Source organism: Terriglobales bacterium, assembly GCA_035624455.1.
In the GTDB taxonomy this organism is placed as follows: domain Bacteria; phylum Acidobacteriota; class Terriglobia; order Terriglobales; family Acidobacteriaceae; genus DASPRM01.
On record DASPRM010000136.1, the window covers coordinates 21,154 to 36,954 of the forward strand.

11 protein-coding genes are annotated in these 15,801 nt (G+C 58.2%); 5 read left to right on the forward strand and 6 right to left on the reverse strand.

The features are described from left to right. Window positions 1–3 precede the first annotated feature (3 nt). Window positions 4–2,910 carry a malto-oligosyltrehalose synthase gene (gene treY / locus VEG30_15330; protein HXZ81300.1) on the forward strand — a complete coding sequence of 969 codons (2,907 nt, stop codon included), beginning with the start codon at window positions 4–6 and terminating at the stop codon, window positions 2,908–2,910. A 123-nt stretch (window positions 2,911–3,033) separates the two neighbouring features. Here treY and VEG30_15335 read toward each other — a convergent pair whose 3' ends face one another. Both VEG30_15335 and VEG30_15340 read right to left on the reverse strand, forming a co-directional pair. After that, window positions 3,034–5,184: a thioredoxin domain-containing protein gene (locus tag VEG30_15335; GenBank protein HXZ81301.1), complete on the reverse strand. Its 2,151-nt coding sequence runs from the start codon at window positions 5,182–5,184 to the stop codon at window positions 3,034–3,036. 41 nt (window positions 5,185–5,225) lie between these two features. After that, complete coding sequence (locus tag VEG30_15340; GenBank protein ID HXZ81302.1) at window positions 5,226–6,230, reverse strand: M20/M25/M40 family metallo-hydrolase; 1,005 nt, start codon at window positions 6,228–6,230, stop codon at window positions 5,226–5,228. 112 nt (window positions 6,231–6,342) lie between these two features. On the opposite strand from VEG30_15340, the gene VEG30_15345 reads away from it, so the two are divergent. Both VEG30_15345 and VEG30_15350 read left to right on the forward strand, forming a co-directional pair. Next, entirely contained in the window at window positions 6,343–7,002 is a 660-nt protein-coding gene (locus VEG30_15345) for an alpha/beta fold hydrolase (GenBank protein ID HXZ81303.1), read from the forward strand. Between the two features lie 79 nt (window positions 7,003–7,081). Further along, window positions 7,082–8,374 carry a DUF4147 domain-containing protein gene (locus VEG30_15350; GenBank protein ID HXZ81304.1) on the forward strand — a complete coding sequence of 431 codons (1,293 nt, stop codon included), beginning with the start codon at window positions 7,082–7,084 and terminating at the stop codon, window positions 8,372–8,374. A 103-nt stretch (window positions 8,375–8,477) separates the two neighbouring features. Here the strand turns inward: VEG30_15350 and VEG30_15355 are convergent, their stop codons facing one another. Further along, window positions 8,478–9,362 (reverse strand): MBL fold metallo-hydrolase, encoded by an 885-nt coding sequence (locus tag VEG30_15355; GenBank protein HXZ81305.1) that lies wholly within the window; start codon window positions 9,360–9,362, stop codon window positions 8,478–8,480. 146 nt (window positions 9,363–9,508) lie between these two features. On the opposite strand from VEG30_15355, the gene VEG30_15360 reads away from it, so the two are divergent. Beyond that, the gene (locus VEG30_15360; GenBank protein HXZ81306.1) at window positions 9,509–10,390 is read left to right on the forward strand and encodes an NAD(P)-dependent oxidoreductase; all 882 of its coding nucleotides are present in this window, start codon (window positions 9,509–9,511) and stop codon (window positions 10,388–10,390) included. Window positions 10,391–10,483: 93 nt separating this feature from the next. On the opposite strand, the gene VEG30_15365 is transcribed toward VEG30_15360, so the two are convergent. Together VEG30_15365 and VEG30_15370 are read right to left on the reverse strand one after the other, a co-directional pair. After that, window positions 10,484–11,275, reverse strand: a complete 792-nt coding sequence (locus VEG30_15365; protein ID HXZ81307.1) for an SDR family oxidoreductase — start codon at window positions 11,273–11,275, stop codon at window positions 10,484–10,486. A gap of 3 nt (window positions 11,276–11,278) precedes the next feature. Beyond that, a complete protein-coding gene (locus tag VEG30_15370) occupies window positions 11,279–12,211 on the reverse strand; it encodes a mechanosensitive ion channel family protein (GenBank protein ID HXZ81308.1) in 933 nt (310 codons plus the stop codon). Between the two features lie 147 nt (window positions 12,212–12,358). Between VEG30_15370 and VEG30_15375 the strand changes: the two genes are divergently transcribed. Then, entirely contained in the window at window positions 12,359–12,694 is a 336-nt protein-coding gene (locus VEG30_15375; GenBank protein ID HXZ81309.1) for a hypothetical protein, read from the forward strand. A gap of 335 nt (window positions 12,695–13,029) precedes the next feature. On the opposite strand, the gene VEG30_15380 is transcribed toward VEG30_15375, so the two are convergent. After that, on the reverse strand, window positions 13,030–15,612 hold the full coding sequence (locus VEG30_15380; GenBank protein ID HXZ81310.1) for a sodium-translocating pyrophosphatase: 2,583 nt from the start codon (window positions 15,610–15,612) through the stop codon (window positions 13,030–13,032). Window positions 15,613–15,801: the final 189 nt, after the last annotated feature.

The following is a 15,801-nucleotide window of genomic DNA, read 5'->3' on the forward strand; positions in this document are numbered from 1 at the left end:
GCGATGAAAGCGCGGACGATTCCCGTCGCGACCTATCGCCTGCAGTTCAACCGCGAATTTACGTTCCGGCAAGCAGCGGAGCTGGTGCCCTACCTTAAGGAGTTAGGGATCAGCCACTGCTATGCATCACCTTATCTCAGGGCGCGTCCCGGCAGTACCCACGGCTACGACATTATCGATCACAACACGTTAAATCCGGAGATCGGCAGCCGGGAAGACTTCGAGCACTTCGTCAGCACGCTCCATGAACATGGCATGAGCCACATCCTGGATGTGGTGCCCAACCACATGGGAGTGATGGGGAGCGATAACGCGTGGTGGCTGGATGTGCTGGAGGACGGAGAAGCGTCCGTTTATGCGGAGTACTTTGATATCGACTGGGAACCGATCAAGGAAGAACTACACGGCAAGGTGCTGGTGCCGATCCTGGCCGATCAGTACGGGAACGTGCTCGAGGCAGGAGACCTGAAGCTGACTTTCAACCAGGAGGCAGGGGAATTCAGCATCTTCTATCACCAGCACCGGTTTCCCATCGATCCCAAAGAATATCCACGAATTCTGAACATGGGAGGGGAGCGCTTGCCAGAGCGGCTGGAAGCGACGAATCCTGACCTTCTCGAGCTGCAAAGTGTCGCCACAGCGTTCTCTCACCTGCCAGGACATCGAGAAAAGGCGGCAGAGAAGGCGGCAGAGCGAACCCGCGAAAAGGAGGTTCAGAAGCGGCGATTGGCGGCACTGTGCGCCCGGTCGCCGGAAATTCGGGAGTTTATCAACGACAACGTTCGCGTACTGAATGGTACTGTAGGCGATCCCAGAAGCTTCGATGATTTACACGAGCTGATCAAGGCGCAGGCTTATCGTCTGGCACAGTGGCGAGCGGCTGCCGACGACATCAACTATCGACGATTCTTCGATATCAACGATCTTGCCGCGCTGCGGATGGAGAACGAAGCGGTTTTCAAAGCCACGCACGGTCTGGTCCTGAAGCTGGTGGGCGAAGGAAAACTGGAGGGGCTGCGAATCGATCATCCGGACGGCCTGTACGATCCGGCGCAATACCTGGAGCGCCTGCAGGCGGAGGCGGCCGCGGCTTCGGCGGGCGGCGATTCGCAAGCCAAACGGGATGGGCTATATGTGGTGGTGGAAAAGATCCTCACAGGCGAGGAACGCCTGCGGGAGGATTGGCCGGTTTCCGGAACCACAGGATATGAATTCACCAATCAGGTGAACGGGTTGTTTGTGGACCATACGGCCGTTACCAAGATAGAGCGCTTGTATCACGCTTTCATTGGAAAGGGCGTTGATTTCGATGACCTGGCGTATCGCTGCAAAAAGCTGACATTGGAAAATGCGCTGGCAAGCGAACTGAATGTACTCGCGAACCTGCTGATGAGGATTGCGCTGATCAACCGGCACACCTGTGACTTCACGCTGAACAGCATCCGCAATGCCCTGAGCAAGATTATTGCCTGTTTCCCGGTATATCGGACGTACATCACGGGCAGCAAAGTAGCTCCGGAGGACCAACGCTACATTGAAAAAGCCGTGACTCTGGCGCGCAGGAGGAGCACGACGGCGGACGTCAGCATCTTCGATTTTCTGCGGCGGGTACTGTTGACCCTCGAGCTCGATCAGCAGAACGGTCTCTACCGGCGCAGAGTGATCCGGCTGGCGATGAAATTCCAGCAGGTGACGAGCGCGGTGATGGCCAAAGGTTTGGAGGATACGGCGCTTTATCGCTACAACCGTCTGATCTCGCTGAATGAAGTTGGAGGTGACCCACGGAAATTCGGCGTGACACCGGAGGAGTTCCATTCCTACAACCAGCAACGAGCACTGAATTGGCCGCACACGATGCTGTCCAGCTCGACCCACGACAGCAAACGATCGGAGGATGTGCGGGCGCGGATCAACGTGCTGTCTGAAATTCCGGCGCAGTGGCGCCTGCGGCTGCGGCGCTGGCGGGACTGGAACCGCAGCAAGAGAGTGGTGGTCGAAGAGAGCCAGGCGCCTGGTCGCAATGATGAGTATCTCTTCTACCAGACGCTGGTTGGTACTTGGCCCTTGGAGCGATTGGATGATGCCGGGTGGGAAGAGTTCCAGCAGCGCATCCAGCAATTCTTGACCAAGGCGATGCGCGAGGCTAAAGAACAGACCAGCTGGGTCAATCCCAGTAAGGATTATGAAGGGGCGATGGCGGCATTTATCGAGGCGGTCCTGCAGAAGGGAGGACGAAACAAGTTTGTCGCCGATTTTTCCGAGTTTCAGAATTACGTGACCCGAATAGGAATGTTGAATGGGTTGTCGCAGACTGTTCTGAAGCTGACCTCGCCGGGAGTGCCGGATATCTACCAGGGGAACGAGGTGTGGGATTTCAGTCTGGTGGATCCGGATAACCGGCGCCCCGTGGATTATGGAAAACGCATGCGGCTCCTGGGGCAATTGCGGGAATGCGAGGCCAGTTCAGGCAGCACGCCGGAGGGATGTCTGCGCGATCTGATGGAGCACATGGACGACGGGCGCATCAAGCTTTACGTGACGTGGAAGGCATTGCGCACGCGGCGAGAGTGCCGTCTGCTGTTTGAGGAGGGCGGATATCGACCGCTTACGGTGCAGGGAAGCCGGGCGCGGCACATAGTCGCATTTGCGCGTCAGCATGAAAAGCGGGTGGCGATCACTGTGGCGCCGCGGCTATGCGCAATTCTGCTTGGCGAGCAAGAGCGCTATCCGATTGGTGAAATCTGGGGTGACACAACCATCCAGCTACCTGCGGAGTTGGCACCCCAGCAGTATGAGAACGTATTCGGCGGTCGCAGTATTCAGGTAGAGCATGCAGGAGAGACGCGCGTTATCCCGGTGCGCGCGCTGTTGGCGGGTTTTCCGGTGGCGCTGATGGTGGGGAATGGGTGAGGACCGGGTGCAGAATGATCTCCCGGGCGAAGGCCCCCAACCACACTCAACCGCCCTCAACCGAGTCCGAGCGGGACTATGGCGGGCAGAGCGGGGTTGAACGGGCACCCTCAGGATCGTGGTTTATGCAAGAGCTTGGCGTATGTTGGCGGCCAAATCATCGGGATCGAAGATCGGCGGGCGGCAGGAGAAGTTAGAGCAGATGAGCGCCAATGATTTTCCTTCTCTCGCCGCAGGAGAAGCGGGTATGGTTTCTGCCAGAGCCGGGGGCAGATTTTGTGCTGTAACTTGACCGCTGCGCAGGCGGATGACCGCTTTATTGAGAGCGAACGGAGCGATGGCGGCAGCGTAGAGTTGGCTGGCACGTGCATCGTCGCCGATCACCACGACCTGGGTGTGTGGCTGGAAACACCAGACGGCGGCGATGCCGTAAGTTCCCGCAAAGATTCCCACCTGCTCCGCCAAACCGGCAAAGACCCCCAGAGTACGTTCGGCTTTTTCGCGATACGAGGCGTCGCCAGTGTAGGCGTGCAAGCGCAGCAATGCGATTGCGGCGGAGCTGTTGCCAGCCGGCGTGGGAGAATCCTGAAACGGCTTACGGCGGACAGCGAGCGCGCCCAGAACGCTGTCATCGGATGATTGATCGGCGAAGGCATCAAAGAAGCCGCCGCCGTTTGAATCGTGGAAGCGCTCGATCATCTGGTCGGCGATCTGACGAGCAGCGTTGAAGTAGCGGAGATCGGCAGTCGACTCCCAGGCATCCAGGCAGGCCAGGGCGAGGAAAGCATAGTCATCCAGAAGGCCGGCAGTTTCGGTTGGGGCGGCGTCGGGATCTGAATACGCGATCACATGCTTGAGGCCGCGAGCTGGATCCCAGGCTTCATTGAGCACGCGATCCAGCGACCGCATTGCGAAATCACGCGAGTGATCCATCGCAAGAATGGCGGCGGCTTGCAGGTAGGCAGAAATACACAGCCCATTCCAACTCACGTAAACCGTCTTGTCCACATAGGGAGTGGGCCGCTTCAAGCGCGCAGCGTAGAGCTTTTGCCTGGCGGATTCGAGCAGCGAATTGATGCGGTCGTGCTGCATTCCGGTGCGAATTGCGATTTCATCGATGGAGGCACGGACGTAGAGAACATTCTTTGCCGGATTATGGTGCATCTCGCCGACTTCGTTGATGTCGTAGTAGAGCGAGGCGACGGTGAACTCGTCTTCAGATAAGACCTGGCGGGCTTCGTCTGTTGTCCAGGTAAAGTAGTCACCATCGTCGTCCATGGAGTAGTCGGCGTCCTGGGAAGCGTAGAAGCCGCCATGGTTGCGGTCGCTGAGCCACTCGTCCATCCAGCGGATGATGTTTTTTGCAACCGCGGCAAAGAAGGTAATGCCGGTTGCCTGGTAGGCGTGGACGTAGTTCTTCAGCAGCTCAGAGTTGTCGTAGGACATTTTTTCGAAGTGGGGGACCACCCAGCGGTCGTCCACGGAGTAGCGGTGAAAGCCGCCAGCAAGCTGGTCGTAGATGCCGCCACGAGCCATGTGTTCCAGTGTGGTGACGACTATATTGCGGGCATCGGGATCGCCGGTGCGGGCGAGACGATGCAGAAGCAAATCGATTGCCGATGAGTGCGGAAATTTGGGCTGGCTTCCGAAGCCGCCGTTGCGCGGATCGAACATGCTATGAGCGGAACCGAGGACGCTGTCGATCACCTGGGGTGAGACGCGCTCGGCGCGGCCGGCAAAGGATTCCGACTGGCCGATCATCGACATGACGGTGTTGGCCTGCTCGGCAACTTCTGCGGATTTTTCGCGAAAGGCCTGGGCGATGGAAAGCAGTACACGCTTGAAGCTGGGACGTCCCCAGTTTTCCGATGGTGGAAAATAGGTTCCACCGAAAAACGGCTTGCCATCAGGAGTCAGGAAGGCCGTAAGGGGCCAGCCGCCCTGGCCGGTCATGGCGGCAATGGCGGCCTGGTAGCGGCTGTCGATGTCGGGGCGCTCATCGCGGTCCACTTTGATAGCGAGGAAGTGCTGGTTGACGATGGCGGCGACTTCCGGATCATCGTAGGATTCGCGGTCCATCACGTGACACCAGTGACACCATACCGCGCCTATGTCGAGAAGAATGGGACGGTTTTGACGCTGGGCCTCAGCAAAGGCGTCTTCCCCCCACTGATACCAGCGAATCGGTTGATGCATGGCGGAGCGCAGATAGGAAGAAGAAGCGCTGGCCAGAGAATTGGTGTGCGCGTGTTCGGGTTTGGGTTCGGTCGCCATGAGCGTTTCTGGGATAAGAAAAAAGCTCGCCCCGATCCATCTTACTGGGGATGAGAAAGCGAAGCCATCAGTTGTTTGGCCATCGCATAGTAGATGAGCACGGAGGCGTGCAACTGCGTTTTTTCGATGCACTCGTGCTGGGTGTGGGCTACGTGGATAGAGCCCGGGCCCAGGAGAAGTGGTTCGCCCCACTGGTCGAGGGCAGGGATGTCGGTGGTGAAGGAAACCGCCACCGTGGGCAGCGAGCCGACGGTACGCAGCTTCACGTAGGGAATTTCGAGAGTAAACTCGACATCCGCCAGTGCGCCGACGACTTCGATGATGCGCTGGCGAAGTCCCTCAGAGGGGCCAACCAGGCGGTAGAGCAGGTGAGCCTTGGCGTGATCGGGAATTACGTTGGGAGCGCGGCCGCCTTCAATCATTCCGATGTTCAAGGTGGTGGGACCGACTTCAGGATTGGAGGGCAAAGGCATGGCGCGCAGACGGTGGAGGGCGTCAATGAGCTTGTCGATCGCCGATTCGCCGAGTTCAGGGTAGGCAGAGTGAGCCATGCGTCCGTGCGCCGTGACCTCGACTCGAAGCGCGCCTTTGGAAGCTGTGGCGAGACGGTTGTCAGTAGGCTCGCCGTTGATCAGAAATCGGCTGCCGATGGGCTGAGTGTTGGCCACCTTGGCTCCGAGGCTGTCGCGCTCCTCGCCAACCAGGAAGAGCAATCCAACGGGTTGACCTTCGGCGTCCAGGCGCTCGGCCGCGCTGATTTGCGCGGCGATGATTCCTTTGGCATCGCAGGAGCCGCGTCCGTAAATCTTGTGGTCGTCCTCGGATGAGGGAATGAAGGGGGGCACGGTATCCATGTGGGTGGAGAACACTACTGATGGGGCTGTCAGGCCTGGCGCAAGCGCGAGAAGATTGAAGCGATGCCGCTCCACGGGCATACGGGAAACGTTATAGCCCAGCTGTACCAGACGCTGTTCCAGAAATTCTCCGATCTGAGCTTCATTACCAGTGATGGACTCGATGTCCACCAGTTCTCGCGTCAAGAACACAGGATCCATGCGGAACAGGATAGCGCATGGGGTGCAAGAACTTGTGTTGTGGCTGTGATTGATATGCTGAGGACAGACTCGAGGCGCATGCTCGAGGCGCATGGAAAGCAGAATGGCGGAGATACAAAGCAGTATTCGGTCGCTCTTCCTTGAGGGTCCGGCGGGAAGGTTGGAGGCGTTGCTGAACGAAGGCTCGCCTGAGGCGGCGCACAGCGCGCTGGTGTGCCATCCGCATCCGCTGTTTGGCGGAACCATGCACAACAAAGTGGTGTTTCATGCCATGAAGGCGCTGAATGGTTTGGGATTGCCGGTGCTGCGATTCAATTTCCGCGGGGCAGGGTTAAGTGAAGGCGAGCACGACAACGGGCATGGCGAGGTCGAGGATGTCAGAGAAGCGGTGGACTGGCTGGATCAGGAGTACCGGCGGCCGGTGATCTTTGCCGGATTTTCCTTTGGCGCGGCGACGGGCTTGCACGCCTGCTGCAACGACGAGCGAGTGCCGGCGCTGATCTCGCTGGGAACGCCGATCAATGCCGAGGGACGGTCGTATGGCTATGCCTTTCTGATGGAATGCAAGAAGCCGAAGCTGTTCGTCAGCGGAGAGGCGGATCCTTATGGGCCCAAGGAAAAGCTGATCGCGATGGTGAATTCGCTGCCGGAACCTAAGGAACTGGTGCTGATTCCGGGAGCGGGACATTTCTTCGAGGGCAAGCTGGGCGAGATGCGGCAGACGGTAGAAGAGTGGGTGAGGGACTTTTTGCAGAGTGCGTGAAAGCCAGGGATCCGACAGGCAAGATTTCCTGATCTACACAAGATTGCCTGTCCTACATGAGATAAGCAGGAACTCCGAGATGCGAAATGCGGCGCGCGAGATTTTTCAGTATGCGCTTGAGCAGTGCAATATTGCATCGGCATTCGCACGCGACGTCAGTTATGAGCGTGGGGTGCTGAGAATTCGCGAAGATCTCTTCGCGTTGGATCGATATTTGCACGTTTTTGCAGTCTCGGTTGGAAAAGCTGCTCATGCAATGGCAGAAGCGCTGGTCCAGCAGGTGGGGACGCGAGTCTATGGCGTGGTGGTGAGTTCGGTAGAGCCGGCAAATCGGTTATCGAACTTCACCTATTTTCAGGGCGGGCATCCGCTGCCTAACGAGGATTCGCTGCGTGGGGCGAGACAGATTCTGAGCTCTCTGGCGAAGCTGGGTGATCACGACCTGGTGATCTTCATGATCAGCGGAGGGGGATCATCGATGCTGGAGAAGCCGCTTGATGAAGGCGTCTCACTCTCAGAGTTGGTAGAAACCTATCGTGTGCTGGTGCACTCAGGGGCGCCGATTGCGGAGATCAATGCGATCCGCAAGCACCTTTCGGCGGTGAAGGGCGGCAGGCTGGCAGCAGCTGCCGCTCTGGCGCAGCAGGTGTCGATACTGGTGTCGGATGTGCCGGAGAACGCGCTGGATTCGCTGGCTTCAGGGCCGACGATGCCGGACTCGAGCACGGTAGAGGATTGTTACGCGATCGCGGCAAAGCACGGATTGAGGGACGAATTTCCCACGCCCGTTAAAGGGATTTTTCGGCAACGCGCGCTGGCGGAGACGCCTAAATCCGACGATGTGGTATTTGTGCGATCGCGGTGGTGGCCGATTCTCTCGAGTGGGACGGCGGCTGAGGCAGCGGCAAGGAAGGCCGTCAGCCTGGGATTCGCGGTTGAGATCGACAGTCGTTGTGATGATTGGGACTACATGAGGGCGGCGGATTACTTGTTGCAACGCGTACGCGAGACGAGGAGCCGGCGCGGGCGAGCATGCGTCATTTCGGCAGGGGAGGTCACGGTGAGAGTCAGCGGCGAATCGGGCAGGGGTGGCCGAAATCAGCAATTTGCGCTGTATTGTGCGACCAGGATCGAAGGCGAGAACATGGTGGTGCTAAGTGCGGGTACGGACGGCATTGACGGAAATAGCGAAGCCGCAGGGGCGGTGGTGGACGGGACGACTGTCACCAGGGTCAGAGAAGCGGGGCTGGACCCGAAAAAGGGGTTGGCGGGATTTGACGCGTTTCCGATCTTCCAGCAACTGGGAGATGCGATTGTGACTGGTCCGACAGGAACGAATGTGCGGGATGTGAGGGTGCTGCTGGCGTGGTAGGAAACCCAGCATTCAGCAATTCGCAATCAGCAGTCGGGTGGTCGAGGCCGAGCCTCAACCTGAACGGACGGGGCGTCCGTTCCCACGCGGTCTCTGGCGGAATTCAAGAGAAAATTCGTGTCATGCCTTCGGGGAGGACGATGACGCGGTCGCTGATCCCGACGCGATTGGCTTCGTGACGCAGCCGGCGAACCGGCTCATCCATGGGCTCATGCGACAGACGGAAGGTGCCGTAGTGCATGGGGATCATCCAGCGCGAGCCGAGGTCCTGGAAAGCCTGCACCGCATCTTCGGGGCTGGTGTGGACATTGCGGAAAGATGCGGGATGATAGGCCCCGATGGGCAGCAGAGCCACATCGGGGCGCAAACGCTCGCCGATCTCTCGAAAGCCCTTGAAGTAGGCGGTGTCGCCGGCGTGGTAAATCGAATGCCCATGCGACTGGATCACATATCCGCCGAAGCCGCGGTGAATGTCACGAATGATGCGAGCTCCCCAATGCTGGGAAGGAACCTGGGTAATTTTGAGGCCACGATGATGATGCTCTTTCCAGCCGCCTAGCTGAATGACGTCACGGTAGCCCAGGTCAGACACCAGGTCGGCAACGTGCTCTGGGACGACCAGCACCGGGGATGTGCCGATGCGCCTGCGTGTGTGGCGAGCGATGGCTCGAAGCGATGGCCGATGCAGATGATCGAAGTGGGCGTGGGAGACCAGAACGACGTGGATGGGAGGCAAGTCCTTAATGCGAACACCGGGTCGGCGGAGACGCTTGAGCACGAACAGCCAATTGGCGTAGTTGGGATCAATGACCAGGTTCTGTCCAGCAAGCTGAAGGAAAAAGCCGGAATGGCCGATAAAGGTCACGCCCAATTGGCCGGGGCGCGCCGGGATTGGCTTGGAACTCCTGCCGCGGCGAGGGGTAACGGCGGAATGCCGAATCAGTTTGCTAAACTGGCCAGCTTTGCTGGTAAGGGAAATATCTAACATCTTCTACCCAATTAGACGCTGCAAAGGTGGATGACGATTCCTCCCCCACATTTTCGCAAAGCTGGCTTAATTTTCCGAGCAATTGTTGACGTGGTCCAGAGGGTCGTTTCTAATCGGTTACGGGATACCTAGCAAGCGAGGCAAACATGCAGGTCGCATTCTTAGGATTGGGAATTATGGGCCAGGCTATGGCTGCCAACCTGGTGAAAGCAGGAAACGAAGTGTCGGTCTGGAACCGGACACCGGGGAAGCGGGTAGAAGGTGCCCGCGAGGCGGCTTCGCCGGCAGATGCAGCCCAGGGCGCGGAAGTCGTGTGGATGTGCCTGGCGGACACGGATGCTGTGGACCACGTGCTGTTTGGTCCTGACGGAGTTGAGTCGGCAATTACGCCGGGAATGGTGGTGGTGGATTCGAGCACGATATCGCCGAGCGCCACACGAAACTTTGCTGAGCGCGTGCGAATAAAAGGGGGGCAGTATCTGGACGCTCCTATCACTGGCTCGAAGATTGGAGCGCAGGGTGCACAGCTGGTTTTTATGGTGGGTGGCGATCCCGCCGTCATAGAAAAAGTAAGGCCGCTGTTTGACGCCATGGGGAAGCTGGTGCTGCACATGGGGGAGAATGGGCAGGGGCAGGCCGCAAAGATCGGCATGAACCTGATGATTGCCTTGATCTATGAGGGTTTCGCCGAGGCCCTGACGCTGATCACCAAATTGGGAGTAGAGCCAGAAGCCTTCCTGAACCTGATCCAGAACTCCATGGTGCGCTCGGGCGTGGTGGATTACAAAGCGCCATTTGTTCTGAAACGCGATTTCTCACCAAATTTTCCGCTGCGGCTGATGCACAAGGACATCCACCTGATGCTGGATGCAGCCCATGAAGCGCGCCTCAAACTTCCGGCCCTGGAGACTGTGGACGAGATTTACGAGGTGGCCAGCGAGGAAGGCTATAGCGACATGGACTACGCCGCAACGCTGGCACTGCTGGAGAAATGGGCTGGGGTCGAGGTGAAGAGCGCGGCGGGCTAGGAACAGCAGCAGTCAGCATTCGGTTCCAAGTATCGTCTGGGACATGGTGGGTTGTCAGATTCGCCGCCAAGTTTCCACTTCTAAGTTCCTGCTTTACATGGTTCCTTTGTAGCTGCCGCCTTCGACCAGGATGGTCTGCCCGGTGATGTTGGAGGCGCGATCGGAAGCCAGCCAGACAATGGCATCGGCCAGTTCCTCCGGTGTTCCCACACGTTTCAGCGCGGTATCGGCGGCCCAGCGCTGAAAGATTTCCTCCTCGCTCACGCCGGCGGCAGAAGCGCGGACAGCAGCCAGTTCCTTGAGGCGGGCGGTGGCGGTGAAGCCGGGAGCGACATTGTTCACCAGGATTCCATCTTTTCCGAATTCCAGAGCGAGGCTTTTGACCAGCCCAACTACGGCGGTGCGGACAGCGTTGGAGTAGACCAGATCGGGGACCGGCTGCTTTACAGAGACCGAGGTGATGGTGATGAGGCGTCCCCAATGTTGACGTTGCATGTAGGGAATCACTTCCTTGGCGAAGCAGACCACGCTCAGGAAGTTCAAGTCCACGGCGCGGCGCCATTCTTCGATGGTAGTGGAGAGAAAGCCCTTGGCAGGCGGACCGCCGGCGTTAGTAATGCAGATGTGGATGGCGCCAAATTGTTCTGCGGTAGCGCGCACGAAATTTTGAACGGCCTGGTAATTGCCGACATCCACGGCCTGGGCCTGCACCTCAACCTGATAGTTTTGCCTGATCTGGTTGGCTGCGTCTTGAATTCTGCGGGGATCGCGGGAGCAGATGGCGAGGCGAACGCCTTCCGCGGCGAGTCCTTTGGCTGTGGCCAGGCCAAGGCCCCCGCTGGCGGCGGCGACGATGGCGACACGTCCTTTGAGGCCTGTTTCCATGACTCACTGTGGCGCGCGAAAGCGCTGCGCTGAAACAGCGTCGAGCACAAGGGTTTGCGCCGGATCGCCGGGCTGAATGTTGTTTTTCGCAAATGCGTCTTTCACGCGGCGACGGAGCTCGCGAGCGACGTTATCCTGCATGCCCGGGCGGCACTTGAGCAAGACGAGATACTCGATTTCGTGGCCAGACACCTTGTCGATCCCGGGGACCTCGGGATCGGCCACAAGAGAATTGGCGAACGCGGGATCTGTTCGCAGATCAGAAGCGACTTGCTTTAGCAGATTGATGACCTTGCCACTGTCTTCTCCGTAGGCGACGGAAAAACGCATGGCGAGCATGGTCCAGTCGCGTGTGAGATTGGTGACAACTTTGATTTCGCTGTTGGGGACATTGTGAACGGAACCGTCACCATCGCGCAGGACGGTGCGGCGCAGCGTCATCTTCTCTACCCCGCCCTGGACGCCGGCAATTTTCACGACGTCGCCGATATCGTAGTGATTCTCGATGAGGATGAAAAAGCCGTTGATGACATCCTTCACCAGGGTCTGCGCGCCGAAGCCGATGGCCAGGCCGGCGATGCCCGCACTGGCCAGCAGCGGGCCCATATTGACGCCAACCTGGGACAGGATCTGCAACAGAGCAAAGAAGGTGATGACAAAGACCCCGCCACCGTAGATGACGCCGGAGAGCGTGCTGAGTTGCTGAGCACGGAGTCCGGTGGGCACCATGTCGTTCTTGCTGATGTCGTGCAGCCGATTGGTAAGAATGCGTAACAGGCGGGTCAGAATGATGGCAACAACGAGGATGAGAAGGATTCGTGGGGCATCGCGGTGGAGGAATTCCAGGGCGTCGCTGCGCCATTGCCACAAGATTTCTCGGAAGTTTTGCCAGTGGTGCATGGGCGGTTGGATGGCGAAAATCTGAACTGCGCTCACGTCTAACTGCACGCCGGCGGGATTATAGCAAGATGGGAAACTAAGCACTCGTGTTGGGCGTGGCAGCACGAGACTTGCACGCGCGCATCTATAATTTGAAGAGAGGGACTGCACGTGCGAGCCAAGAGTCTATTAATCCCAGTTCTCATGTTCGTGCTTTGTGTGCCCAGCGCACTGATTGCGCCTGCATTTGCCTCGCCACAACAAGGAATGCCGCCCGGCGATGCCAGCCAGTTCCCGGGAGTGAGCCGCCGACCCAGCGAGCCAGAAATCGAGATGCAGCATGAGCGCGAAAAAGCCGTCAACAAGCAACGCCAGCAGAATCTGAAGCGCGACACTGATAAGTTGCTGGAACTGGCCACGGAGCTGAAGCAGTCGGTGGACAAGTCCAATGAGAATACTCTGTCGCTGGATGTGATCAAGAAGGCGGAGGAGATCGAGAAGCTGGCAAAATCGGTGCGGGAGAAGATGAAAGGGAGCTAGGAACCAGTAATCATCATTCAGCAATCAGCAATTAGCAGTATGCATTTAGTTCTCACGTTAGGCAAAGGAGGGCATAATGCGTCGCACCTGCTCCCGGCTAGTACAAAGGCAAGATCTTGCACTCGGGCCGGGACTCTCACCGCAGCAAACCGAAAGCGCGTTTGCCGGGAACCCCGGGCCCGACTTTCGCTCAAGGTGACAGGTGGGAGAGCTTTTACCTGCTGTCGAGGCTAGGCCTCGGCCTGAACGGACGAGGACGTCCGTTCCTACGTGGTTGTCTGAGAAGCTGCAATTGTTTCGTTCTACCAGGGGCAGGCGAGCCTGTCCTACACCGGTTAGTCCGCGGCGGCTTTGGTAACGGCGGCGGCGCGGATAGTTCCGATACGCATTCCGTAAAAAGACCGAACCACAAAAGAGAACGACACCGCGAAGAAGGCCAGAGCCAGGAAATGAGAGAGGCCGGAGCCTTTTTCATGGGTGAGCTTCACGGCCAGCTCGACGGCCAGCAATCCAAACAATGTTGTGAATTTGATGACCGGATTCATGGCCACGGAGGAGGTGTCCTTGAAGGGATCGCCGACAGTGTCGCCCACGACCGTGGCGGCGTGCAGATCGGTGCCTTTCTGCTTGAGTTCGACTTCGACGATCTTCTTGGCATTGTCCCAGGCGGCCCCGGCGTCGGCCATGAATATCGCCTGATACAGGCCGAAGACGGCGATGGAAATCAAGTAGCCGACAAAGAAGTAGGGCTCGACGAAAGCAAAAGCGAGCGTGGCGAAGAACACGGCCACAAAGATGTTAAACATCCCTTTCTGCGCATATTGGGTGCAAATCTCAACTACTTTCTTACTGTCGGCGACGGAAGCTTTCTCTACGCCTTCCAGGCGGATGTTGGCTTTGATGAATTCGACGGCGCGGTAGGCGCCGGTGGTTACTGCCTGGGTTGAGGCGCCAGTGAACCAGTAGATCATGGCGCCGCCGCTGATCAGGCCGAGCACAAAGGGCGCGTACAGCAGTGATAATCGGTTCACGTTGACGGTAAGGCCATCGGTCAGAGCCATGATGATGGAGAAGATCATGGTGGTGGCGCCGACCACGGCGGTTCCGATCAGCACGGGCTTGGCGGTAGCTTTGAAGGTGTTGCCGGCGCCGTCATTGGCTTCAAGCAAATCCTTGGCGCGGTCGAAATTAGTTTCCATGTTGAAGTCGCGGTGGATTTCCTTGTCGATCCCGGGGATCTGCTCGATGAGCGAGAGCTCATAAACCGATTGCGCGTTATCGGTGACCGGGCCGTAGGAGTCCACGGCGATGGTGACCGGTCCCATCCCCAGGAATCCGAAGGCCACCAGCCCGAAAGCGAACACCGCCGGCGCGAGCATGAGCGGTACGCCAGTGGCCGCGGTGGTGGCGCCTAGTCCCATGGTGCTGACCAGGTAAGCGATGGACATCAGGATCACCATAGTCCCGCCCAGGTAATAGCCGGAGAAATTGCCGGCGACGAAGCCGGAGAGAATGTCGAGCGACGCGCCGCCTTCCTGGGCAGAGGTTACGACTTCCTTAACGTGACTGGATTCGGTGGAGGTAAAGACTTTCACCAGTTCGGGAATCAGCGCTCCAGCGAGAGTGCCGCAGGAGATGATGGTGGCGAGCTTCCACCAGAGGGTGGGATTGCCGCCGAGGTCGGGGATGATCAGGTAAGAAACGATGTAAGTGAGAACGATGGAGATAATGGAGGTGACCCACACCAGGGAAGTGAGCGGCGCCTCGAAATTCATCTTATCGACGTTGCCATACCTTGCTTTTGCGAAAATGCCGTTCAAGAAGTAAGCACCTGCGCTGGACACCAGCATCATGATGCGCATCACGAAGATCCACACCAGAAGCTGAACCTGAATGGTGGGATCCTTGACCGCGAGCAGAATAAAGGTGATGAGGGCGACGCCGGTCACGCCGTAGGTTTCAAAACCGTCGGCGGTGGGACCGACGGAGTCGCCGGCGTTGTCGCCGGTGCAGTCGGCGATCACGCCGGGATTGCGGGCGTCATCTTCTTTAATGCGGAAGACGATTTTCATCAGGTCGGAGCCGATATCGGCGATCTTGGTGAAGATTCCGCCGGCAATACGGAGTGCGGCGGCGCCCAGCGACTCGCCGATCGCGAATCCAATAAAGCACGGGCCGGCGTAGTCACCGGGAATGAAAAGCAGAATGAACAGCATGATCAGCAGTTCGACGCTGATCAGCAGCATGCCGATACTCATGCCCGCCTTCAAGGGAATCGAGGAGATGGGATAGGGCTTACCGTGCAAACTGGCAAAGGCTGTGCGAGAGTTAGCGAAAGTGTTTACCCGAATGCCGAACCAGGCCACGCCGTAGCTGCCGCCGATTCCGACCAGGCTGAACAGCAGTATGATCACGACCCGGCTGGCTTCATACTTCAACAGCACTCCGAAATAAAGAACGATGATGACGGCGATGAAGGCTTCCAGGATGAGGATGAATTTGCCCTGGGTGATCAGATAGGTTTTGCAGGTCTCGTAGATGAGTTCGGAAATGTCGCGCATCGACTTGTGTACGGGAAGTTTCTTAAGCTGAAGGTATGTGGCGAGCCCGAACATCATGCCGAAGAAGCAAAACAGGATACCGATCAGCAGCAGGGAATGACCATTGGTTCCCAGGAAATTGACGGTCGAGAGATCGGGCAGCTTGAGGCTGGCTTCCCCGCTAGTCTCCCTTACAGGGGCCATCGGCGCGTTTTGCGCCAGCGCGGAGGCGGAAAGTAGTGCGACCAGAGCGAGCAGAGGAGCGAGGCAGGGCAGGCTGAAGCGGGCGCGGGTGCGATGGTGGACAATCCGGGCGGGGGAATTTTCACCGCTCAGCCGGGCAGACTGCCCAAGGCTGGTCAGCAGCCAGTTGAACATGGTCATCCTCCGAAGAGTGCAAACCTCAGAAATAGAGATAAAGGAATCTGATAGCTGTCCTCGAGCCCGTAGGGACAGGTGTTGCTCCGGGCTGCGGGAAGCACCTGCATGAGGACCAGCGGACTGGAATGTATAACACGCACCTAAGCGAGGGTCAAACGAGCAATGGATGCTGGAGTTGGGTTCGGG

What these genes read in the sequence shown, in the direction of transcription:
- VEG30_15335 (HXZ81301.1), bottom strand. Translation starts at nt 5,184, where the DNA reads ATGGCGACCGAACCCAAACCCGAACACGCGCACACCAATTCTCTGGCC.
- VEG30_15360 (HXZ81306.1), top strand. Translation starts at nt 9,509, where the DNA reads ATGCAGGTCGCATTCTTAGGATTGGGAATTATGGGCCAGGCTATGGCT.
- treY (HXZ81300.1), top strand. Translation starts at nt 4, where the DNA reads ATGAAAGCGCGGACGATTCCCGTCGCGACCTATCGCCTGCAGTTCAAC.
- VEG30_15345 (HXZ81303.1), top strand. Translation starts at nt 6,343, where the DNA reads ATGGCGGAGATACAAAGCAGTATTCGGTCGCTCTTCCTTGAGGGTCCG.
- VEG30_15355 (HXZ81305.1), bottom strand. Translation starts at nt 9,362, where the DNA reads ATGTTAGATATTTCCCTTACCAGCAAAGCTGGCCAGTTTAGCAAACTG.
- VEG30_15375 (HXZ81309.1), top strand. Translation starts at nt 12,359, where the DNA reads ATGTTCGTGCTTTGTGTGCCCAGCGCACTGATTGCGCCTGCATTTGCC.
- VEG30_15380 (HXZ81310.1), bottom strand. Translation starts at nt 15,612, where the DNA reads ATGTTCAACTGGCTGCTGACCAGCCTTGGGCAGTCTGCCCGGCTGAGC.
- VEG30_15350 (HXZ81304.1), top strand. Translation starts at nt 7,082, where the DNA reads ATGCGAAATGCGGCGCGCGAGATTTTTCAGTATGCGCTTGAGCAGTGC.
- VEG30_15365 (HXZ81307.1), bottom strand. Translation starts at nt 11,275, where the DNA reads ATGGAAACAGGCCTCAAAGGACGTGTCGCCATCGTCGCCGCCGCCAGC.